20 protein-coding genes and 1 pseudogene are annotated in these 19,823 nt (G+C 71.0%); 15 read left to right on the top strand and 6 right to left on the bottom strand.

The genetic code is table 11. The features are described 5' to 3' along the window. Positions 1–49: 49 nt before the first annotated feature. Positions 50–493, bottom strand: a complete 444-nt coding sequence (locus MDN94_RS27995; protein ID WP_482728679.1) for a hypothetical protein — start codon at positions 491–493, stop codon at positions 50–52. A gap of 119 nt (positions 494–612) precedes the next feature. Between MDN94_RS27995 and MDN94_RS27990 the strand changes: the two genes are divergently transcribed. From MDN94_RS27990 to grpE, 3 genes are all read left to right on the top strand, one after another. After that, positions 613–1,092 carry a J domain-containing protein gene (locus MDN94_RS27990; RefSeq protein WP_482728678.1) on the top strand — a complete coding sequence of 160 codons (480 nt, stop codon included), beginning with the start codon at positions 613–615 and terminating at the stop codon, positions 1,090–1,092. Positions 1,093–1,201: 109 nt separating this feature from the next. Further along, positions 1,202–3,091 carry a molecular chaperone DnaK gene (gene dnaK, locus MDN94_RS27985; protein WP_482728677.1) on the top strand — a complete coding sequence of 630 codons (1,890 nt, stop codon included), beginning with the start codon at positions 1,202–1,204 and terminating at the stop codon, positions 3,089–3,091. A 47-nt stretch (positions 3,092–3,138) separates the two neighbouring features. Beyond that, positions 3,139–4,023, top strand: a complete 885-nt coding sequence (gene grpE / locus MDN94_RS27980) for a nucleotide exchange factor GrpE (protein WP_482728676.1) — start codon at positions 3,139–3,141, stop codon at positions 4,021–4,023. 364 nt (positions 4,024–4,387) lie between these two features. On the opposite strand, the gene MDN94_RS27975 is transcribed toward grpE, so the two are convergent. Both MDN94_RS27975 and MDN94_RS27970 read right to left on the bottom strand, forming a co-directional pair. Next, entirely contained in the window at positions 4,388–5,857 is a 1,470-nt protein-coding gene (locus MDN94_RS27975) for a hypothetical protein (protein ID WP_482728675.1), read from the bottom strand. A gap of 201 nt (positions 5,858–6,058) precedes the next feature. After that, positions 6,059–7,075, bottom strand: coding sequence for a LacI family DNA-binding transcriptional regulator (locus MDN94_RS27970; protein WP_482728674.1), 1,017 nt, complete (start codon positions 7,073–7,075; stop codon positions 6,059–6,061). 46 nt (positions 7,076–7,121) lie between these two features. Here MDN94_RS27970 and MDN94_RS27965 point away from each other — a divergent pair. Further along, a pseudogene (locus MDN94_RS27965) lies at positions 7,122–8,396 on the top strand (glycoside hydrolase family 1 protein); the annotation flags it as partial. Positions 8,397–8,530: 134 nt separating this feature from the next. On the opposite strand, the gene MDN94_RS27960 reads toward MDN94_RS27965, so the two are convergent. Together MDN94_RS27960 and MDN94_RS27955 are read right to left on the bottom strand one after the other, a co-directional pair. Further along, a complete protein-coding gene (locus MDN94_RS27960) occupies positions 8,531–9,364 on the bottom strand; it encodes a hypothetical protein (protein ID WP_482728673.1) in 834 nt (277 codons plus the stop codon). A 33-nt stretch (positions 9,365–9,397) separates the two neighbouring features. Then, a complete protein-coding gene (locus MDN94_RS27955; protein ID WP_482728672.1) occupies positions 9,398–9,523 on the bottom strand; it encodes a hypothetical protein in 126 nt (41 codons plus the stop codon). A gap of 335 nt (positions 9,524–9,858) precedes the next feature. Here MDN94_RS27955 and ku point away from each other — a divergent pair, with 335 nt between their 5' ends. Both ku and MDN94_RS27945 read left to right on the top strand, forming a co-directional pair. After that, the gene (gene ku, locus MDN94_RS27950) at positions 9,859–10,833 is read left to right on the top strand and encodes a non-homologous end joining protein Ku (RefSeq protein ID WP_482728671.1); all 975 of its coding nucleotides are present in this window, start codon (positions 9,859–9,861) and stop codon (positions 10,831–10,833) included. 135 nt (positions 10,834–10,968) lie between these two features. Continuing rightward, positions 10,969–11,424 (top strand): nuclear transport factor 2 family protein, encoded by a 456-nt coding sequence (locus MDN94_RS27945; RefSeq protein ID WP_482728670.1) that lies wholly within the window; start codon positions 10,969–10,971, stop codon positions 11,422–11,424. A 208-nt stretch (positions 11,425–11,632) separates the two neighbouring features. Here the strand turns inward: MDN94_RS27945 and MDN94_RS27940 are convergent, their stop codons facing one another. Beyond that, complete coding sequence (locus tag MDN94_RS27940) at positions 11,633–11,998, bottom strand: ArsR/SmtB family transcription factor (RefSeq protein WP_482728669.1); 366 nt, start codon at positions 11,996–11,998, stop codon at positions 11,633–11,635. Between the two features lie 74 nt (positions 11,999–12,072). On the opposite strand from MDN94_RS27940, the gene MDN94_RS27935 reads away from it, so the two are divergent. The 9 genes from MDN94_RS27935 to MDN94_RS27895 all read left to right on the top strand — a co-directional run bounded on the left by MDN94_RS27935 (position 12,073) and on the right by MDN94_RS27895 (position 19,758). After that, positions 12,073–12,240 carry a hypothetical protein gene (locus MDN94_RS27935; RefSeq protein ID WP_482728668.1) on the top strand — a complete coding sequence of 56 codons (168 nt, stop codon included), beginning with the start codon at positions 12,073–12,075 and terminating at the stop codon, positions 12,238–12,240. A gap of 23 nt (positions 12,241–12,263) precedes the next feature. Further along, a complete protein-coding gene (locus MDN94_RS27930; RefSeq protein WP_482728667.1) occupies positions 12,264–13,643 on the top strand; it encodes an FAD-dependent oxidoreductase in 1,380 nt (459 codons plus the stop codon). A gap of 34 nt (positions 13,644–13,677) precedes the next feature. Beyond that, a complete protein-coding gene (locus MDN94_RS27925) occupies positions 13,678–14,142 on the top strand; it encodes an ArsI/CadI family heavy metal resistance metalloenzyme (protein ID WP_482728666.1) in 465 nt (154 codons plus the stop codon). 174 nt (positions 14,143–14,316) lie between these two features. After that, positions 14,317–15,183, top strand: a complete 867-nt coding sequence (locus tag MDN94_RS27920; RefSeq protein ID WP_482728665.1) for a HipA family kinase — start codon at positions 14,317–14,319, stop codon at positions 15,181–15,183. Beyond that, positions 15,180–15,563 carry a DUF3037 domain-containing protein gene (locus tag MDN94_RS27915; protein WP_482728664.1) on the top strand — a complete coding sequence of 128 codons (384 nt, stop codon included), beginning with the start codon at positions 15,180–15,182 and terminating at the stop codon, positions 15,561–15,563. The genes MDN94_RS27920 and MDN94_RS27915 overlap by 4 nt, the downstream gene beginning before the upstream one ends. Positions 15,564–15,734: 171 nt before the next feature. Next, complete coding sequence (gene fabG / locus MDN94_RS27910; RefSeq protein WP_482728663.1) at positions 15,735–16,496, top strand: 3-oxoacyl-ACP reductase FabG; 762 nt, start codon at positions 15,735–15,737, stop codon at positions 16,494–16,496. A 17-nt stretch (positions 16,497–16,513) separates the two neighbouring features. Next, complete coding sequence (locus MDN94_RS27905) at positions 16,514–17,293, top strand: SDR family oxidoreductase (RefSeq protein ID WP_482728662.1); 780 nt, start codon at positions 16,514–16,516, stop codon at positions 17,291–17,293. Positions 17,294–17,420: 127 nt separating this feature from the next. Further along, a complete protein-coding gene (locus tag MDN94_RS27900; protein ID WP_482728661.1) occupies positions 17,421–18,995 on the top strand; it encodes an ABC transporter substrate-binding protein in 1,575 nt (524 codons plus the stop codon). Positions 18,996–19,074: 79 nt separating this feature from the next. Then, positions 19,075–19,758, top strand: coding sequence for a uracil-DNA glycosylase (locus MDN94_RS27895; protein WP_482728660.1), 684 nt, complete (start codon positions 19,075–19,077; stop codon positions 19,756–19,758). The last annotated feature ends 65 nt before the right edge of the window (positions 19,759–19,823 follow it).

Genomic DNA, 19,823 nt, shown 5'->3' with positions numbered 1-19,823 from the left:
TGTCCTCGGTCGGAGCCGTACTGCTGTCGGCGGGGCCTTGCCGGTCGGATCACCGTGGAACGCGAGGCTCGCCGCTGCTTTCCTCCGCCGGCGGCCCCAGCGGCTCCGGCTGGACGTGCGCGGACGACCCGAGGAGGCGTGCCCCGTGCCGCTCCGAGCGGTGCCCGGACGAGTCGGTGATCTTCAATCGGGGTGTCTGGCCCGCCCCCGGGGGCGTAGGGACGGGCCGCCGCGCCAGGATGCGGCCCACCCATCGGCGGCCGCAGATGGGGCACGGCGGTGCGCCCGCGGGCGTGTACGGGGAGGCCACCGGGGTGCCGTCACGGGAGAAGTACTCCCACTGCCCGCCCTGGTCGTCGCGGTACTGCTGGACGTCGTAGTCGGCGCTCCACTCGTGCCAGCACCTGCCGCAGGTGAACTCCACGCGTTCGACGGCCATCTCGGTGATCACGTCGTCCACCTCCATCCCGTCGGATGCGGCCTCAGTTTCCATCTTAGGTATCTCCGCAGGGACGGCCTTGACAACACCCGACTCAAGTTTTATGTACATATTTGTCGAGGATCAGCCCGGTTCAGGGTGCTGCCGCCCCGCTGGGAAAGGAGGTGGGCGAGATGCCGGGGCCCTATCCCTCCCGTGACCATTACACGGTGCTCGGCGTCGAGCCGTCAGCGACGCCCCGCCAGATCACCACGGCGTACCGCCGGCAGGTCCGGGCCCTGCACCCGGACTCCAGCCCGGACGGAGCGACGCGGCTCGAGGAGCTCGCCGCCGTCGTGGCGGCGTACGCCATTCTCCGCGACCCGGAGCTGCGGCAGCGCTACGACGCCGACCACCACCGCGGACGGGCCTCCGGCGCCCGGCGGATCCCGGTGACGGCCGACCGGTCGCCCGGCCCTGCGACCCGTATGCGACCCGCCGAACCGACGCCGGCAGAGCCGCCGGTGGTCCTGGGAGGCGCCCTTCGGGGGCCGAGCGTGCGCGCCGGCCCAGTCCGGGTACACGTTCTTCCGCAGGAGGCCCCGTACTCCTCGGATCCGCTGACCCTGCTGCTGCGATGGGCCATGGACGTGGACCCGTGGCAGTGGCCGTGACCCGCCGTCTCCGAACGAGCGGTGGTGCGGTGCCCCCCGCGGTCGGACCTCCGGCGCGGCGCGCCCCCGGCGGGCGCGCCGACGAGCCTGTGCAGGAAGGAGAGCTGAGATGACCCGTGCAGTCGGTATCGACCTCGGTACGACGAACTCGGTGGTGGCCGTCCTCGAAGGCGGCGAGCCGACCGTCATCGCCAGTACGGAGGGTGCGCGGACCACGCCCTCGGTGGTCGCCTTCGCGAAGAGCGGCGAAGTGCTCGTCGGGGAGATCGCCAAGCGTCAGGCGGTGACCAACGTCGAGCGCACCGCCCGTTCGGTCAAGCGGCACATGGGGGAGGCGCAGTGGCGCTTCCCGGACTCGGGGTCCATCGACGGCAAGCGCTACACCGCGCAGGAGATCTCCTCCCGGGTGCTGCAGAAGCTGAAGCGGGACGCGGAGGCCTATCTCGGTGAGGACGTGACCGACGCCGTGATCACCGTGCCCGCGTACTTCAACGACTCGCAGCGCACCGCCACCAAAGAGGCGGGGGAGATCGCCGGTCTCAAGGTGCTGCGGATCATCAACGAGCCCACCGCCGCCGCGCTCGCGTACGGCCTGGACAAGGAGAACGACCAGACGGTTCTCGTCTTCGACCTCGGTGGCGGAACCTTCGACGTCTCACTGCTGGACATCGGGGAGGGCCTGGTGGAGGTGAAGGCCACCAACGGTGACACCCACCTCGGCGGCGACGACTGGGACCAGCGCGTCGTCGACCATCTGGTCAAGCAGTTCAAGAACGGCTACGGCATCGACCTCTCGAAGGACAAGATGGCCCTTCAGCGGCTGCGGGAAGCCGCGGAGCGGGCGAAGGTCGAGCTCTCCTCCGCGACCGAGACGACGATCAACCTGCCCTACATCACAGCCTCCGCGGAGGGCCCGCTGCACCTGGACGAGAAGCTGACGCGTGCCCAGTTCCAGCAGCTGACAGCGGATCTGCTCGAGCGCTGCAAGGCCCCCTTCCACAATGCGATCAAGGACGCCGGCATCAGTGTCGGCGACATCGACCATGTGATCCTGGTCGGCGGTTCGACCCGTATGCCCGCCGTCACCGAGCTGGTCAAGGAACTGACCGGCAAGGAACCGCACAAGGGCGTGAACCCGGACGAGGTCGTCGCCATCGGCGCGTCCCTCCAGGCCGGCGTGCTGCGGGGCGAGGTCAAGGACGTCCTGCTGCTGGACGTGACCCCGCTGTCCCTCGGTATCGAGACCAAGGGCGGCATCATGACCAAGCTCATCGAGCGCAACACCACGATCCCGACCAAGCGGTCGGAGGTCTTCACGACGGCCGAGGACAACCAGCCGTCCGTGCAGATCCAGGTCTTCCAGGGCGAGCGCGAGATCGCGGCGTACAACAAGAAGCTCGGGATGTTCGAGCTGACCGGTCTGCCGCCGGCCCCGCGCGGGGTGCCGCAGATCGAGGTCACGTTCGACATCGACGCCAACGGCATCATGCACGTGACCGCGAAGGACCTCGGCACGGGCAAGGAACAGAAGATGACCGTCACCGGTGGCTCCGCGCTGCCCAAGCAGGACATCGACCGCATGATGCGCGAGGCCGAACAGCACGCGGAGGAGGACCGGCGCCGCAAGGAGGCGGCCGAGACCCGCAACCAGGCGGAGGGCCTGGTGTACAACACCGAGAAGCTGCTGCGCGACCAGGCGGACCAGATCCCGCAGGACGCACGGCAGGAGGTCGAGACCGCGATCGGCGACCTCAAGGAGAAGCTCAAGGGCGACGACACGACCGCGATCCGCGAGGCCACGGAGAAGGTCAGCGTGGCCGCCCAGAAGGTCGGCTCCGCCATCTACGCCCATGCCCGGCCCGAGGGCGGAGCCGGCGCGACGGGCGGCGCAGGAACCGCCGGTGGCCAGGCGGCCGGCGAGGGAGGGAGCCCGGCGGACGACGAGGTGGTCGACGCCGAGATCGTCGACGAGGACAGGCGGCAGGGAGGCGAAGGATGAGCGTCCCGAACGACCGACGCGCTCACAGGAAGGAACAGCGTCCACCCGTGATCATCCGCGACCGGCGCCGCATCGATCCGGTCACCCTCGAGCTGCGCGGGACCACCGAGGCACCCGGGCCCGCGACCTCGGCGGACCCCGGCGCCGCGGCGCCGCGGGAGCCCGGTGCGGATGCGGGGGCCGGCCCGGAACAGGCACGGCACCCGCGCCCGGAGCCGGAGCACGGCCAGGCCGAGGGCCCTGGGCGGGGGCGCGTACAGGAGCGGACACCGGAGCGGGCACCGGCGGCCGACGGGCCCGGCGGCGACGAAGCGTCGGAGATGGCGAAGCTGCGGTCACGGCTGTCCGAAAGGACCGCCGACCTGCAGCGGACGAAGGCCGAGTACGACAACTACCGAAAGCGCGTACGACGCGACCGCAGAGCGGTGCAGGAGATCGCCGTGTCCAATGTGCTCGGCGCTCTCCTGCCGGTCCTGGACGTCGTCGTTCGGGCGCGCGAACACGGCGAGGACTCAAAGGGGTTCACGTCCGTCGCCGACCTCCTCGAGGACCGGCTGGCCGCGCTCGGCCTGCAGTCCGTCGGAGAGGTGGGGGAGCCGTTCGATCCGACGGCTCATGAGGCGCTCGACTACACGGAGTCGGAACAGTTGGAGCGGCCGGTCTGCAGCAGCGTGCTGCGGCCCGGTTACCGGGTCGGAGACCATCTCCTGCGGCCCGCGCAGGTAGTCGTCACCGGTCCGCCGGCCACCGGCACGGGTGGGGCGGGCACCCGCACGGATGCGGACACCGGTTCGTACGGGGACACCGGTTCGGGCGGGGTCGCGGCTGGTGGGCACGGCCCGCCGGTCGCCGGCGAGCGGGACGCCCGTCGGGAATCACCGGACGGCGGGCCGGGGGAGGGCGGCCGGCTCGGGTCCCGGTCCGACGTGTGACGGGCGTCCTGCGTCCGGCCCGGCACCGGAGCCCGGCCCGGTCCCGCCCGCCCGGAAAAGCAGTGCGGGTGTCCACCGGCACCGCCGAGCTGCGCCGGTGGACGTACCGAGTCGTCGTCCATCGGGGATCCGCCGTCCAGCGGTGACGCTACGGGGCGCTCGGCATGGGCGAGCCGGGAGATGCCCTCACGGCGCCTGCTGCTCCGCAGGGCATCCGACCCGGCGACGAACGCATGCTGACCTGCGATGGTACGGCGGCAAAGAGCTGCTGCGCGCCTTGGCCGCGCATCCTCGCGTCCACCGCGACCGCCGGAGCTTCGTCTCCCTGGCCCTGCGACGCACGCCGGACCGAGCCGGGCGCGAGCTACGACGGCCCCCGGCCGAGCCGTGCGACGGCCCATGTCGCCCGCGCCGGCAGATCGCCCAGCGACGAGCGGAGCTGCTTGGCGATCGTGGTAAGCAGGACCTGTCCGTGCCCCATCGTCTCCCGCGCGAGCTCCGCCTCGCCGGCCTCCACGGCAGCGAGTACCAGCTCCAGATGCTGCTCCGTGATCATGCGGCCGAGGCCCCGGCGGTGCCACTCGGACACCGTTTCGTCCGGCACGGCGCCGTCGAGTCCCACCGCCGCACGCGCGCGCTCCAACGCCCGCCGCGCCGCCGTCAGATCGCCCTTGCGCAGTTCAAGCCGTGCCAGCACGTAGGCTTCCGCAGCCAGCTCCCACCCCGTGTCCCGCAGCGGCAGCAGGTCGAACTGCGCCCGGGCCGCCTGCGCGTGGTCGCCGAGCCGTTCCAGCGCGCGGCTCAACTCCTGGAGTACCGCCGCGTCCGGGCCCGTGTCGTCCAGCAAGCGGATCAGCGCGACCCGGGCGTGCTCCGTGCGGCCTTGCCGCCGTGCCAGCTCGATCCACGTGAACTCGCTCTGCGTCGATGGGTCCCGGCCGTGGCGCTCCGCGTCTTCCTTCCGGGCCTGCTCCGCGGCGCCGGCGGCGTCCGTCACCAGGCCCCCGGTCGCCTCCCGCAGCAGCGGCACATCCTCCGCGCGGCCGTGCAGGCCCACCAGTACGGCGGCAAGGCGGCGCTCCTCGAACCATTCGGTCCGTTGGGTGTTCTCGCGCTCCAGCACAAAGCGCAGCAACGGCAGATCCTGCGCCCGGCGGTCGTACTGCGCGGCCCGGATCATCCCGGCCCGCAGCACCGCGTCGCCGCCCACCTCCTCCCAGGAGCCGGGCACGCCGGACCGCATCCTTTCCAGGGCCTCCCGCCCCGGCGTCAGCACGACGTCGCACAGCGAGCGCCGCGGTGGGTCTCCGGGCAGGCGGTAGGCCCTCAACTCCTCGGCATTGAGCAGGACATGGTCCGGCTCTGTGCGCCCCGCGGCGGACTCCGCCCTGGCGGCCAGCTCGACGAGGGGACGCTCGGGCAGGCCCAGCCCGATCAGCAATGCCGCCCGCTGGGCGTCCAGTTCGGGGGCGAACCGTTCGCGCGCCTCCTCGTCCCCTTCGCGTACCGCGGCGAGCAGCCGCTCCTCGTCGAGGCCCGGGCGGACACCCTCGCACCACCAGGGCAGCCTGATGACCGTCTCCAGCGCCTCGGTGACACTGTCGGCGATCAGTACGGCGTCCCCCTCCGAGGACGCGTACAGCACCGCGCCACCGCCGCAGACGAAGTACGTGCCGCCGGTGTCGTTCCCGGCGACCGCTTCCAGCGGGGCGCCGGACGCCAGCCGGACGTCCTCCACGTGATCGGCACGGCCGATGTCGAAGTTGAACGGGAACGCGGCGAGTTCGGCGAGCTCCGGACGGGTGCGCAGCAGCTCCAGGGCGTGATCGTCCATGCGGGCGAACCCTACTCGGCTGCTGAAGATCCCCGACAAGTACTGTGCTGCTCCAGCAGGACCTGTGCCCGCTGTCTCGAAGCCGACGTTCCGGTCCTCTGCGACGGGCCGCATCGCCGCCAGGTCTGTCCCGCTCGTTCTCTCTGTCCCCCCGCAATTCGGCCGCTGCGCGGACCTCATGAGGTCCGCCGCCCGAGGACATCACGTGGAGTCGCGGACGATGAGTTCCGTGGGCAGGACCACGTGCTGCCGCGGTACGTCCGGGTCGGTGATCTCGGCCAGCAGGATGCGGGCGATGGTGCGTCCGATCTCCTCGACGGGCTGGCGCACGGTCGTCAGCGGAGGGTCGGTGTGCCGGGCGATGAAGGAGTCGTCGAAGCCGATCACCGCCACGTCCTCGGGGATGCGTCGGCCCTGCGCGCGCAGTTCGCTCATCGCGCCGGCGGCCATCACGTCCGATGCGACGAAGACGGCGTCGAGTTCCGGGATGCGTTCAAGAAGTGAACGCATGGCCTGCCTGCCGCCCTCCTCGGTGAAGTCGGCCGCGGCGACGAGATGTTCACCGGAGTCCCGGCCCGCCGCGTCCAGGGCGTCGCGCCAGCCGCGCAGACGGCTCCGGCCGACGTCCATGTCGAGCGGTCCGGTGATCGTCGTGATGGTCCGCCGGCCCCGTTCCACCAGGTGCCGCACCGCGGCGGCGGCGCCGCCCACGTTGTCGGAGTGAGCGTGGCTCAGCGACTCGGCGGGGGAGCGGCGGCCGGCCAGCACGGTCGGCAGCCCCATGTCCTCGAGGAGCCCCGGCAGGGGGTCCTTCTCGTGCACGGAGACCAGAAGTACGCCGTCCACCCGTCGCGCGGCGACCGAGTCGGTGAGCTGGTCCTGTTCGCCCTCGTCCCGGACGAGAACCAGCTGGAGCTGGGTCCTGGTGTCGGCCAGGCCCGTGCTGACGCCCCGGATGACCGCGGAGAAGTACGGCTCGGAGCCCAGCCGGCTCTCGGATTCCGGGATCACCAGGGCGATCGAGTCGGTCCTGCTGGTGACCAGTCCCCGGGCGACGGAGTTCGGTACGTAGCCCAGCTCCGCGATCGCCGCCAGGACCGCGTCCCGTGCTTCGTCGCTGACGAGCTCCGAACCGTTGATGACGCGCGAAACCGTCGTGCGGCCCACACCCGCCCGCGCGGCCACCGTCTTGATGGTCGGCCGCCGGCTGCCCCCCATGGCTCCTCCCTCGTCGATCGGCGTGACACGCCGCCAGGCAGCGCATTTTGCCAGAAGTCCGGGCCGTGCCCGGCGATCATGCCGGTTCGCCTCCCGGATGTGCCACGTCGCGATCATGGCCGACCTCGGCGTCGGCGCGTACCGGTTCTCGATCGCCTGGCCGCGCGTGCAGCCGACCGGCCGCGGCCCGGCGGTGCAGAAGGGCCTGGACTTCTACCGCAGGCTCACCGACGAACTGCTGGACAAGGGCATCCAGCCGGTCGCCACGCTCTACCACTGGGACCTGCCGCAGGAGCTCGAGGACGCCGGCGGCTGGCCCGAGCGGGCCACCACCGACCGGTTCGCGGAGTACGCCGCACTCGCCGCCGACGCGCTCGGCGACCGGGTCCGCACCTGGACCACCCTCAACGAGCCCTGGTGCAGCGCCTTCCTCGGCTACGGCTCCGGTGTGCACGCACCCGGCCGCACCGAGCCGGTGGCAGCCCTGCGGGCCGCGCACCACCTCAACCTGGCGCACGGCAAGGCGGTTCAGGCGCTGCGCGCAGCGCTGCCCGGCAGCGCCCAGGTGTCCGTCACCCTCAACATCCACCATGTGCGCCCGCTCACCGGGCAGGCGCCCGACGTCGACGCGGCGCGCCGCATCGACGCCCTCGCCAACCGGGTCTTCACCGGGCCGATGTTCGAAGGGGCCTACCCCGCCGACCTGCTGGAGGGCACGTCCCACCTGACGGACTGGTCCTTCGTACGCGACGGCGACACCGCCGACATCAAGCAGCGGCTCGACTTCCTCGGCGTCAACTACTACACGCCGACACTGGTGTCCGCCGCGGCCGAGGGGACGAGTCACGGCTCCGACGGCCACGGCAGAAGCAACCACAGCCCCTGGATCGGCGCCGACAACGTGGCCTTCCACCTCCCGCCCGGCAGCACCACCGCAATGGGCTGGGCGGTCGACCCGACCGGCATGCACGACCTCCTGGTGCGCCTGGGCGCGGACCTGCCGGGCATGCCCCTCGTGATCACCGAGAACGGCGCGGCCTTCGACGACTACGTCGACCCGAGCGGCGAGGTCCGCGACCCGGACCGTATCGCCTATCTGCACGGTCACCTCACGGCGGTGCACCGGGCGATGGAGGCGGGCGTGGACGTTCGCGGCTACTTCCTCTGGTCGCTGCTGGACAACTTCGAGTGGGGCTACGGGTACAGCAAGCGCTTCGGCACGGTCTACGTCGACTACCCGACGGGCAGGCGCATCCCCAAGGCGAGCTCGCGCTGGTACGCGCAACTGGCGCGCACGGGCGCGCTGACGCCCCTCGACTGACGTCCGCCACGGGCCAGGGTCCGGTGCGCGGCGCCGGACCCTGGCCCGCAGGGCTGCACGAACGTCGGGAGAGTGCTGGGCGCTCGTCCCGCCAGGGCAGGTCCGACGTGGGCGTCTCCGATGACAGGGAAGGGCTAGACGCCGTCCGCGCCGCGGCTGAGATCGCCGCCGGTGAGCGCGTCCACCACCGCCAGGGCCAGCAGGGCCACGCCGCCGAGCGAGCAGAGGAGCAGGAACGAGCCGAGCACCGAATTCAGGAGGCGCAGGTGCGGGGCCTGCGGCACCAGCACGTCCGCAGGATCGCGCGGGTCGTAGCTGACCGTGACGTACGGGCCGTCGTCGCCGTGCACGAAGCCCCGGTACGTGCCGGTGCCGTCCATGTACACATACGCGCCCGGCGTCGCCGCCGCCGTGGCCGTCACGGTGATGCCGTGCCGGCGCAGCCACCGCTCGCGCAGCCACCGACGAACCGTGTACACGCCGACTCCGATGCACACCCAGCTGATACCGCCGATCGGGAGCATGAAGATGACCGACGCCGCGGTGCCTGCCAGACCTGCGACCACGGTGAGGGCGACGAGCGCCACGAAGAACCCGAACATGCCCCACAGAAGCCGGCGCACGAACCTCTGGTGCCAGGTCGGGGTGAGGGCGCGGACGACGGTCAGGGCGGTGCCGTCGGTTTCGTCGTCCTCCCGGTCCGGGAGCATCGCGTTCACTCCGTCGGCGAAGACGGCGGCGGCCGCCTCGCTCACGTCCTCCACCTGGTAGACGGTCGGGGCTGTCCCGCGCGGGGCACGCAGTTCGATCGTCACCGTCCTGCCCTCGGCGCGTACCCGCGCGACGGCTGCCGGCACGAAGGTGACCTGCTCGCGCGGGCGGTCCAGGATCAGCGCGTCACGGTCGGCGGTGAGGACGGCGCCGCCGCGGCCGTGGAGGACGGGGAGAGAGGACGGAGTGATGGGCATGAACATGATCGTAGAGCGGACGGTCCGGAGCCGTCAGCCCCTTGGCACGTCCGCGACCGGCAGGCTGGTGTCGCGGACGAACACGGGCTCGAGGTGCTTCTCGGGCAGGGCGTCGGGGAGTTGTGCAGCCATCGCCCGGGTGCCTTGGGGCAGCTCCACGAGGCAGCTCCATGCCCGGGCGCGGAAGAAGGCGGGTGTCGGGCGCGCCTTCCCGGCGCAGCAGGACGGCCGCGAGGTCGCGCCGAACGGTGGTGCGGGCCGCCTCCGTGAGGGCACCCGCGGGGGACGGTCCGCCGGATCAAGGGCGTGGCAGCTCCTGTGGCGCTCGTTATGGACGCAGGCCACGGAACCGCGGGCACCGAAGAGGTGGCAGCCCCGACCAGGGAGTCTCACAATGGCGGCATAAGTGTCACTGACGTGCCATCGCGGCTGAGGCTGTGCCAGGAAATCCGAGGCCTGCATGACAGTGCTCGGGGCCTTACCGGAGGTTGTTCATGCCCCGTCCCATCTGGTCCGGCGCCATCAGCTTCGGGCTGGTCACGATCCCGATCAAGGTCGTGCCCGCCACGGAGAACCACAGCATCTCCTTCCGGCAGGTCCACCTGGAGGACATGGGCCGGGTGCGCTACCGCAAGGTCTGCGAACTGGACGGGAAGCAGCTGTCCGACGACGAGATCGTGAAGGGCTACGAGGTCTCGAAGGACCAGCTGGTCGCCGTGACGGACGAGGACCTGGCGGAGATTCCGCTGCCGACGGCGAAGGCGATCGAGATCGTGGCGTTCGTGCCGGCGGGGTCGATCGACCCGGTACGGATCGGCGACTCGTACTACCTGGAGGGCGACGGTCAGGTCGCGGCCAAGCCGTACAAGCTGCTGCGGCAGGCACTGCAGCGGTCTTCGAAGGTCGCGGTGGCCAAGTTCGCGCTTCGCGGCCGCGAGCGCCTCGGACTGTTGCGGGTCAAGGACGAGGCCCTGGTCCTGCATTCGATGCACTGGCCCGACGAGATCAGGTCCCCCGAGGCGCTGGCGCCGCCGGCCGTGGAGATCGACGATTCAGAGGTCGACGGGGCCATCGCGCTCATGGACGCGATGGGGGAGGAGGACATCTCCCACTACACCGACCACTACCGCGAGGCCCTCGAGGAGCTCATCGCCGCCAAGGCCGAAGGCAAGCAGCCCGCCCCCGCCGCGGAGGCGGCGGAGCCGGGCGGCCAGGTTGTCGACCTGATGGCCGCTCTCACCGCCTCCGTCACCCGGGCACGCGAGTCCCGTGGCGAGGGCGAGGGCGAGCACGCCACGGTGCACGAGATGCCCGAGCCGAAGAAGAAGGCGGCGGCCAAGAAGGTGGCCAAGAAGTCGCCCGCGAAGAAGACCACGGCCAAGAAGACCACCGCCGGGACCACGGCCAAGACCACCAAGAAGGCCACCGCGAAGAAGGCCACCGAACGGCGGAAGCCACGCGCCTCCTAGCCTGCGTCGAGGCCGGTCCTGCGGCGAGACGTTCATTACCCCCGGCGTAATCGACCGCTCTCCCGTCCCCGGGCAGGATCGAGCACATCGGGGGAACCCCCGCCGGGATCCGGCCGCAGCCGCGAGGAGAGCGCCATGTCCGTCACGTCCACTGCCGCAACGGCGAGTGCCACCACCGCGAGTTCCGACGCCGACGCCACCCGGGCCGTGGTGCGGGAGTTCCTTGCCGCGCGGCTGGCAGGTGACACCGTGCGGCTCGTCTCGCTCTTCGCCGAGACGGTCGACTGGGTGCTCGCCGAGAACCCCGCCGTCCCCTGGATCCGCCCGCGGTCCACCGCAGCGGAATGCGCCGCCCAGTTCACGGAGCTGATGGAGCACACCGTGCCCAAGGACGCGCGCGCCTCCGTCGACACCTTCCTCGTCGACGGCGTTGACGCCGTCCTGATGGGGCGGGTGTCGGGGACCGTGCGTGCGACGGGAAAGTCCTTCGAGGGCCCGTTCGCGCTGCACCTCACCGTCGAGGACGGCCGTATCACCCGGCACCACCTCTACGAGAACAGCCTGTCGATCGCCGAGGCCTGCGCCCCGTGAGCGCGGGGCGGGCGGGCCTCGGCCTCGGCCATCGAGGGGGCATCGGGCCTTGAGGCGGCCTGGGGCGCGCCGCGCCCCAGGCCGGACGGAGGCCGGGCGGCTCACCAGGAGCCGTGCGGGGCGCGGTGCCGGTTGAGCACCGAGAGGGTTCCCCGGCGTCCTTGACGGGCTACTGGCCGCCCGACCGTACCGGCCCGTGCGGGACGGGTCAGGCGCGCAGGTCGAGCAGGGCCGACATCGCCGCCACCACGGACGGGGCGACCCGGTAGTAGACCCAGGTGCCACGCCGTTCGCAGGTCAGGAGGCCGGCCTCGCGCAGCTTCTTCAGGTGGTGGGAGACGGTCGGCTGCGACACGCCGACATCGGCGATGTCGCACACGCACGCCTCACCGCCCGGGTGGGAGGCCACTTTGGAGAACAGTCGCAGGCGCACCGGGTCCGACAGCGCCTTGAACATGCCGGCCATCCTCTCCGCGTCCGCCTGTGACAGCTCCGCGGCGGTGATCGGCGGGCAGCACGGCACCACGCTCTCGCCCTCGAGGACTGGCAACCCCACCACTTCTGATTTCGACATGCGTCTATGTTGACACTCGTCGATACGAGTGGCAAGCTTCGATGTATTGACGGACATCGAAACAGGGGGTTGTCATGACATCGATCCGCACCGCGCTCCGTGCCGCCAAGGCGCGCCGCACCGCCCGCCACCTGGCCGGCGTCAGCTTCTGCGACAGTCGCGCCCAGGTCAGCGACAGCACAGGCCGAGCAGCGCGGATCCGGGCGCACGCCGAACTGACCGCACTCAGCTACGCCCGCTGACGGCCCCCCGACCACCCTTCCCAATGAGGAGACCGAGCACCGTGACCAGCCACCAGCTTCCCGTCGTCGTCATCGGAGCCGGCCCCATCGGGCTCGCGGCAGCAGCCCACCTGCTGGAGCGCGGCATCGAGCCCCTCGTCCTGGAAGCCGGCGACGCGGCCGGGGCCGCGGTGCGTGAGTGGAGCCATGTGCGGCTGTTCTCCACCTGGGGCGAAGTCGTCGACCCGGTGGCCGAGAAGCTGCTGGCCCCGACCGGCTGGGTGAAGCCCGACGCGGGCACCTACCCGACCGGCGGGGACTGGGCCGAGCGGTATCTCCAGCCGCTCGCCGACGTCCTCGGCGACCGGGTGCGCTTCGGCTCCAGGGTCACCGGTGTCGCCCGTGCCGGCCGTGACCGGGTGGTCGACGCCGACCGCGAGAGCCGGCCCTTGGTCGTGCATGCCGAGTACGCCGACGGCCGCGAGGAACGTCTGAACGCCCGCGCCGTGATCGACGCCTCCGGCACCTGGGCCACCCCAGGCCCGGCCGGCGGCAGCGGCCTGTCCGCCCTCGGCGAGAAGTCGGCGGCGGACCGTATCACCTACCGCGTCCCCGACCTGAAGGATCCGGCCGTACGCGCTCGTCACGCCGGCAGGCGCACGGCGGTCATCGGCTCCGGAGCCTCCGCTTTCACCGCGCTCGTGGGCCTTGCCGACCTGGCGAAGGCGAGCGACGGTGCGGGCACGCACGGCGTGTGGATCCTGCGCCGCGGCCTCTCCGGCTCCACCTTCGGCGGCGGCGAGGCGGACCAGCTCCCCGCCCGCGGCGCCCTAGGTCTCGCCGCGAAGGCCGCCGTCGACCGGGGCCACGCCGACGCGGTGACCGGTTTCCGCACCGAGGCGATCGAACGCGACGGCGACGGCCGCCTCGTCATCGTCGGCGACGACGGCCGACGCCTCGACCCGGTCGACGAGATCATCGTGCTCACCGGCCTGCGCCCCGACCTCACCTTCCTGAACGAGCTCCGCCTCGGCCTGGACGAGCGCCTCCAGGCCCCGGTCGAGCTCGCCCCGCTGATCGACCCCAACCAGCACTCCTGCGGCACGGTCTACCCGCACGGCGTCAACGAGCTCTCCCACCCGGAGAAGGACGTCTACCTGGTCGGCATGAAGTCCTACGGCCGCGCCCCCACCTTCCTCGCCATGACCGGCTACGAGCAGGTCCGCTCCATCGCCGCGTCCCTGGCCGGCGACCAGGAGGCCGCCGAGCGCGTGGAACTGACACTCCCGGAGACGGGCGTGTGCGGCGGGGCCGGGCTGTTCGACGAGCCGGAGACCGCGCAGGCCGACGGCGGAGGCTGCTGCGCCGCCCCCGCCACCCTCCGGATCGGCGTCGGCGCCCCCGCCACCTCCGGCGGCTGCTGACGCTCCACCACCCACCCCGAGCAGGAGGACCCTCATGTCCCGCATACAGCTCGCCCTGCGCGTCCCCGACCTGACCGCATCCGTCGCCTTCTACACGAAGCTCTTCGGCACCGGGCCGACCAAGCTCCGTGACGGCTACGCCAACTTCGCCATCGCCGAACCTCCGCTCAAGCTCGTCCTCGTCGAAGGCTCGAAAGGGGAGGACACGCGCATGGACCACCTGGGCGTGGAAGTCGAAAGCACCGAGGCCGTCCACGCCGCCACCACCCGCCTGAGCGAAGCCGGCCTCACGACAGCGGAGGAGAACGACACCACCTGCTGCTACGCCCTCCAGGACAAGGTCTGGGTCCACGGCCCCGGTCAGGAGCCGTGGGAGGTGTACGTCGTCAAGGCCGACGCCGACAGCCTCACCAAGCAGCAGGGCAGCACATGTTGCTCCGGCGAGGCCGTAGCCGACGCCGGTGCGCGCGGCCCCGTCACCGCCGGCAACTGCTGCTGACGCTGCACCGACCTTCGCACCAGTGGGGCCGCGACCGGAACCGGGGACCGGTCGCGGCCTCGCCGTCTTCGCGCCCGTCTGCGGCCGTGGCGTCGGCCGTCCACAGACGTGCGGAAGTGACGGTTCCGGCCACGCCGTTGATCCTGAAGTACAGCCACCGGATAGCCTGGGAAAATGCTTACAGAGGTCACCGCGACCCGTTACGTCACGCCCCTGCGCGAGGGCGGCTCGCTGCCCGGGATCGTCGAGGCCGACGACCTCGGTACCTACGTCATGAAGTTCACCGGCGCCGGGCAGGGGCGCAAGACCCTGGTCGCCGAGGTCATCTGCGGGGAGCTCGGGCGGCGGCTCGGGCTGCGGGTGCCCGACCTCGTCACCATCCAGCTCGATCCGGTCATCGGTCTGTCGGAGCCGGACCAGGAGGTGCAGGAACTGCTCAAGGCCAGCGGCGGGCTCAACCTCGGCATGGACTTCCTGCCGGGGTCGCTCGGGTTCGACCCGCTCGCCTACGAGGTCGCGGCGGCCGAGGCCGGGAAGGTGGTCTGGTTCGACGCCCTGATCAACAACGTGGACCGGTCCTGGCGCAACCCCAACATGCTGGTGTGGCACGGGGACCTATGGCTCATCGACCACGGCGCCACCATGATCTGGCACCACAACTGGCCCGGCGCGGCCGCCTCCGCCGCCAAGCCGTACGACGCGTCCGACCACGCCCTCGCCCCCTTCGGCCCGGACGTCGAGGCCGCCGCCGCCGAGCTCGCGCCGCTGGTCACGGAGGAACTGCTCACAGAGGTCGCGGCGCACGTGCCCGACGAGTGGCTGATCGACGAGCCGGGCTTCGACTCCACCGACGCGCTGCGCCGTTCCTACGTCGAGGCCCTGCTGCCGCGTGCCGCGACGATCCACGAGCGGATCACACTGAACGCCCCCACGAAGCAGCGGCCGTCCCAGGCGCCCGGCTGGCTGACCGAACACGCCACGCCGTGGCCGCACGCCACGAAGAACCACGCGCAGACGGACGAGAAGGACGCACGCCGGTGACCGACCGCGATGTTTTCGAGTACGCGCTGCTGCGTGTGGTGCCGCGGGTCGAGCGCGGGGAGTGCTTCAACGCCGGCGTGGTGGTCTACTGCCGCGCCAGGACCTTCGTGGCCGCCCGCACCCACCTGGACGAGGGCAAGCTGCGGGCGCTCGACCCGGAGGCCGACGTGACCGGCGTACGGGCGGCGCTCCACGCCGTGGAGGGCGTCTGCCGGGGCGGCGAGGACGCGGGACAGGCCGCCCATGACGATGCGGGACGGCGCTTCCGGTGGCTGATCGCACCCCGGTCCACCGTCGTCCAGCCGGGCCCGGTGCACACCGGGCTCACGGCCGATCCGGCGGCCGAGGTGGAGCGGCTGCTCGACCTGCTCGTGCGCTGACGGACGCGGCTGATCGATGTGACATGCGCCGTGGATCCCTGGTGCCGTTGACACCGCGTGCCAGGGCTTCTAGCGTCCTGTCTGCCGAAGGTACTAAGCGGTTGCTCAGTCAAGGACCGCGACAGTCGCCGGCACAGGGATTGACGGGCTTCAAGGGCGAGGAGAACCAGAATGTCCACCACCGAGCAGCGTGTGGCTGTCGTTACCGGGGGCGCGCGCGGCATCGGCGCCGCCACGGCCGTCCGGCTCGCGGCCGACGGCCGGGCCGTAGCCGTACTCGACCTCGACGAGGCGGCCTGCAAGGACACGGTCGAGAAGATCACCGCAGCCGGCGGCAAGGCGCTCGCGGTGGGCTGCGACGTCTCGGACGCCGCGCAGGTGGAGGCCGCCGTGGCGCGCGTCGCGGCCGAGCTCGGCGCGCCGACGATCCTGGTGAACAACGCCGGTGTGCTCCGCGACAACCTGCTCTTCAAGATGAGCGAGTCCGACTGGGACACCGTCGTCAACGTGCACCTCAAGGGCGCGTTCCTGATGGCCAAGGCCTGTCAGAAGCACATGGTCGACGCCGGCTTCGGCCGGATCGTCTCCCTGTCCTCGTCCTCGGCACTCGGCAACCGCGGCCAGGCCAACTACGCGGCGGTCAAGGCCGGCCTCCAGGGCTTCACCAAGACCCTGGCCAAGGAGCTGGGCAAGTTCGGCATCACGGCCAACGCCGTCGCCCCGGGCTTCATCGTCACCGAGATGACGGCGCAGACGGCGGCCCGCGTGGGTATGGGCTTCGAGGAGTTCCAGGCCGCCGCCGCCACCCAGATCCCCGTCCAGCGCGTCGGCCGGCCCGAGGACGTCGCGAATGCGATCGCCTTCTTCGCCGGTGACGACGCCGGATTCGTCTCCGGCCAGGTCATGTACGTGGCCGGCGGCCCGCTCAACTGAATCGGGGTTCGAACGACATGGCAGCACAGACGGCAGGGGCGGGGCAGGCCGCGGACAGCGGCAAGGTCGCGCTGGTCACCGGCGCGAGCCGGGGCATCGGGTACGGCATCGCCGAGGCGCTCGTCGCCCGTGGCGACCGGGTGTGCATCACCGGGCGCGGCGAGGAGGCCCTGAAGGAGGCCGTGGAGCGGCTCGGCGCCGACCGGGTCATCGCGGTGGCGGGCAAGGCCCATGACGAGGCCCACCAGGCGGCGGCGGTCGAGCGCACCATGGAGGCCTTCGGCCGCGTCGACTTCCTCGTCAACAACGCCGGCACGAATCCGGTCTTCGGCCCGATCACCGAGCTCGACCTGAACGTGGCGCGCAAGGTCTACGAGACCAACGTGATCTCCGCCCTCGGCTTCGCGCAGCAGACGTGGAAGGCGTGGCAGAAGGAGAACGGCGGTGCGATCGTGAACATCGCCTCGGTCGCCGGTGTCTCCGCGTCGCCCTTCATCGGCGCGTACGGCATGAGCAAGGCGGCCATGGTCAACCTGACGCTCCAGCTGGCGCACGAGCTCGCGCCCTCGGTCCGCGTCAACGCCATCGCACCCGCGGTGATCAAGACCAAGTTCGCGGAGGCGCTCTACGAGGGCCGGGAGGCCGAGGCGGCCGCCGCGTACCCCCTGGGGCGGCTCGGCGTGCCGGCGGACATCGGCGGCGCGGCCGCGTTCCTGACCTCCGAGCAGTCGGACTGGATCACGGGGCAGACACTCGTCGTGGACGGCGGTATCTTCCTCAACGCGGGCGTCCACTGACGCCGAGCGGACCGTCCTGAGGCGGTTTGTTCCTGAATGATCCAAGTGCCCCGCCGGGCCTCCACATTGACCCGGCGGGGCGCTGCGGTATGGTTCGCCGACCCATGGCTGAACGAGGAGCGTGCACGTGTTCTACCGGACCTGTCTGCAGGCCGCTGCAGCCCTAGCGTCCATATCTCTGCTGGCGGGGTGCGGCCTGTTCTCGGACGAGGACGCCGACCGTGAACAGAAGATCTCCGTCGGTACGACCAGCGAGCCGAGCACTCTCGACCCGGCTGCCGCATGGGACGGTTCGTGGGAGTTGTACCGGAACGTCTTCCAGACCCTCGTGAGCTTCCCGACGGGGAGCACCGTGCCGCAGTCCGACGCGGGCGAGTGCCGCTTCGCCGACACCGGCAACAAGGTCTTCGAGTGCGAACTCAAGGAGGGCCTCACCTTCACCAACGGCGACAAGCTCGACGCCGCCGCCGTCAAGCACTCCATCGACCGCATCCGGACCATCGCCGTGCAGGGTGGCCCGAAGGGTCTGCTGGAGTCGCTCGACAAGGTGGAGACGACCGGTGACCGCACCGTGACCTTCCGTCTCAAGACCGCCGACGCGACGTTCCCGTTCATCCTCGCCACCCCGGCCATGTCGATCGTGCCGCCCTCCGAGTACCCGGCCGACAAGCTCCGGGAGGACGGCAAGCTCACCGGCTCCGGTCCGTACGCCCTGGCCTCGTACGAGAAGGGCGACCGGGCGGAACTGACCCGCTTCGCCAAGTACAAGGGCTTCGCGAAGGTCAAGAACGACGCGGTGACGATCCGCTACTTCCAGGACTCCGGCCTCATGATGACGGCCCTGAAGAAGCAGGAGATCGACGCGATCAACCGTGGTCTGACCGCGGAGCAGGTCGTCGAACTCCAGGAGAAGAAGCCGGAGAACGACCACCTCCAGCTGGTCGAGACGGTCGGCGCCGACATCCGCTACCTCGTCTTCAATCCGGCCGACCCCAATGCAGGCAAGCTCGCCGTGCGCCGCGCGATCGCGCAGATCATCGACCGCGGCGCGCTCGTGGAGAAGGTCTACAAGGGCACCGCCGAGCCGCTGTACTCGATGGTCCCCAAGGGCATCGCCGGGCACACCACCGAGTTCTTCGACCGGTACGGCGAGCCGGACGTCAAGAAGGCGGAGGAGATCCTCGAGGACGCGGGCATCACCGGGCCCGTTCCGCTGAGCTTCTGGTTCACCACCGACCGGTACGGATCCGCGACGGCCCCCGAGTTCGCCGAGATCAAGCGGCAGCTCGAAGCCACCGGCCTGTTCAAGATCACGATCCAGGGCAAGCCGTGGGCCGAGTTCCAGAAGGGCTACCAGGCGGGCCAGTACCCCGTCTTCGGCCGTGGCTGGTTCCCGGACTTCCCGGACCCGGACAACTTCATCGCACCGTTCGTCGGCCCGAACAACGTCCTCGGCACCCCGTACGACGCACCGGAGATCGCCGAGCAGCTCGTGCAGTCCCGGCGTGAGAGCGACCGCGGAGCGGTCACCAAGCAGTTCGAGAAGGCGCAGGAGATCCTCGTCGACGACGTTCGCCTGCTGCCGCTGTGGCAGGGCAAACTGTACGTGGCGGCCAGCGAGGAGATCGGCGGCGGCGAGCGTGCTCTCGACCCGCAGACCGTCATGCAGGTGTGGGAGCTGTACCGCAAGGCCAGCTGGTAGGGCTGTCAGTGCCCCCGGGTAGGTTCTGAGATCTCGGTTCCGGGATCTCGGAACCGGCCCATCGACGGAGGTTGTTGACGTGACCGACACCGACATGCTGCCCGAGTCCTGGCGCGGCGTCCTCGGCGAAGAGCTGCAGAAGCCGTACTTCAGGGAGCTCACCGAGTTCGTCGAGAAGGAGCGGGCCAACGGGCCGGTGTATCCGCCGAGTGCGGAGGTGTTCGCCGCGCTGGAGGCCACACCGTACGAGCGGGTGAAGGTGCTCATCCTCGGTCAGGACCCGTACCACGGCGAGGGCCAGGGGCACGGTCTCTGCTTCTCCGTGCGGCCGGGCGTCAAGACCCCGCCGTCCTTGCGCAACATCTACAAGGAGATGCAGAGCGAGCTCGGCCATCCGGTCCCGGACAACGGCTATCTGATGCCGTGGGCACGCCAGGGCGTGCTACTGCTCAACGCGGTGCTGACCGTCCGGGCCGGCGAGGCCAATTCCCACAAGGGCAAGGGCTGGGAGAAGGTGACCGACGCGGTGATCCGTGCGGTGGCCTCCCGGCCGGACCCCGCCGTCTTCGTCCTGTGGGGCAACTACGCGCAGAAGAAGCTGCCGCTCATCGACGAGGAGCGGCATGCCGTGGTGAAGGGGGCGCATCCCTCACCGCTGTCCGCGAAGAAGTTCTTCGGCTCCCGTCCGTTCACCCAGATCAACGAGGCCGTCGCGGCGCAGGGCCACGACCCCATCGACTGGCGCATTCCCGACCTCGGCTGAGGCGCACCCGGCTGACAGGCTCGGGCCGCAGCCCGAGCCTGTGCGGGATCGGCCCCGGCGGCGGC

Source organism: Streptomyces sp. WAC00040, from assembly GCF_056835925.1.
The sequence above is the reverse complement of the archived record's forward strand: the minus strand, read 5'-3'. Positions and strand labels throughout refer to the sequence as shown.

Coding starts and splice junctions, on each gene's coding strand:
- MDN94_RS27975 (WP_482728675.1), bottom strand. CDS start 5,857: ATGGACGATCACGCCCTGGAGCTGCTGCGCACCCGTCCGGAGCTCGCC.
- MDN94_RS27995 (WP_482728679.1), bottom strand. CDS start 493: ATGGAAACTGAGGCCGCATCCGACGGGATGGAGGTGGACGACGTGATC.
- MDN94_RS27960 (WP_482728673.1), bottom strand. CDS start 9,364: ATGCCCATCACTCCGTCCTCTCTCCCCGTCCTCCACGGCCGCGGCGGC.
- MDN94_RS27920 (WP_482728665.1), top strand. CDS start 14,317: ATGCTTACAGAGGTCACCGCGACCCGTTACGTCACGCCCCTGCGCGAG.
- fabG (WP_482728663.1), top strand. CDS start 15,735: ATGTCCACCACCGAGCAGCGTGTGGCTGTCGTTACCGGGGGCGCGCGC.
- MDN94_RS27940 (WP_482728669.1), bottom strand. CDS start 11,998: ATGTCGAAATCAGAAGTGGTGGGGTTGCCAGTCCTCGAGGGCGAGAGC.
- ku (WP_482728671.1), top strand. CDS start 9,859: ATGCCCCGTCCCATCTGGTCCGGCGCCATCAGCTTCGGGCTGGTCACG.
- dnaK (WP_482728677.1), top strand. CDS start 1,202: ATGACCCGTGCAGTCGGTATCGACCTCGGTACGACGAACTCGGTGGTG.
- MDN94_RS27905 (WP_482728662.1), top strand. CDS start 16,514: ATGGCAGCACAGACGGCAGGGGCGGGGCAGGCCGCGGACAGCGGCAAG.
- MDN94_RS27930 (WP_482728667.1), top strand. CDS start 12,264: ATGAGGAGACCGAGCACCGTGACCAGCCACCAGCTTCCCGTCGTCGTC.
- MDN94_RS27925 (WP_482728666.1), top strand. CDS start 13,678: ATGTCCCGCATACAGCTCGCCCTGCGCGTCCCCGACCTGACCGCATCC.
- MDN94_RS27945 (WP_482728670.1), top strand. CDS start 10,969: ATGTCCGTCACGTCCACTGCCGCAACGGCGAGTGCCACCACCGCGAGT.
- MDN94_RS27970 (WP_482728674.1), bottom strand. CDS start 7,075: ATGGGGGGCAGCCGGCGGCCGACCATCAAGACGGTGGCCGCGCGGGCG.
- MDN94_RS27990 (WP_482728678.1), top strand. CDS start 613: ATGCCGGGGCCCTATCCCTCCCGTGACCATTACACGGTGCTCGGCGTC.
- MDN94_RS27935 (WP_482728668.1), top strand. CDS start 12,073: ATGACATCGATCCGCACCGCGCTCCGTGCCGCCAAGGCGCGCCGCACC.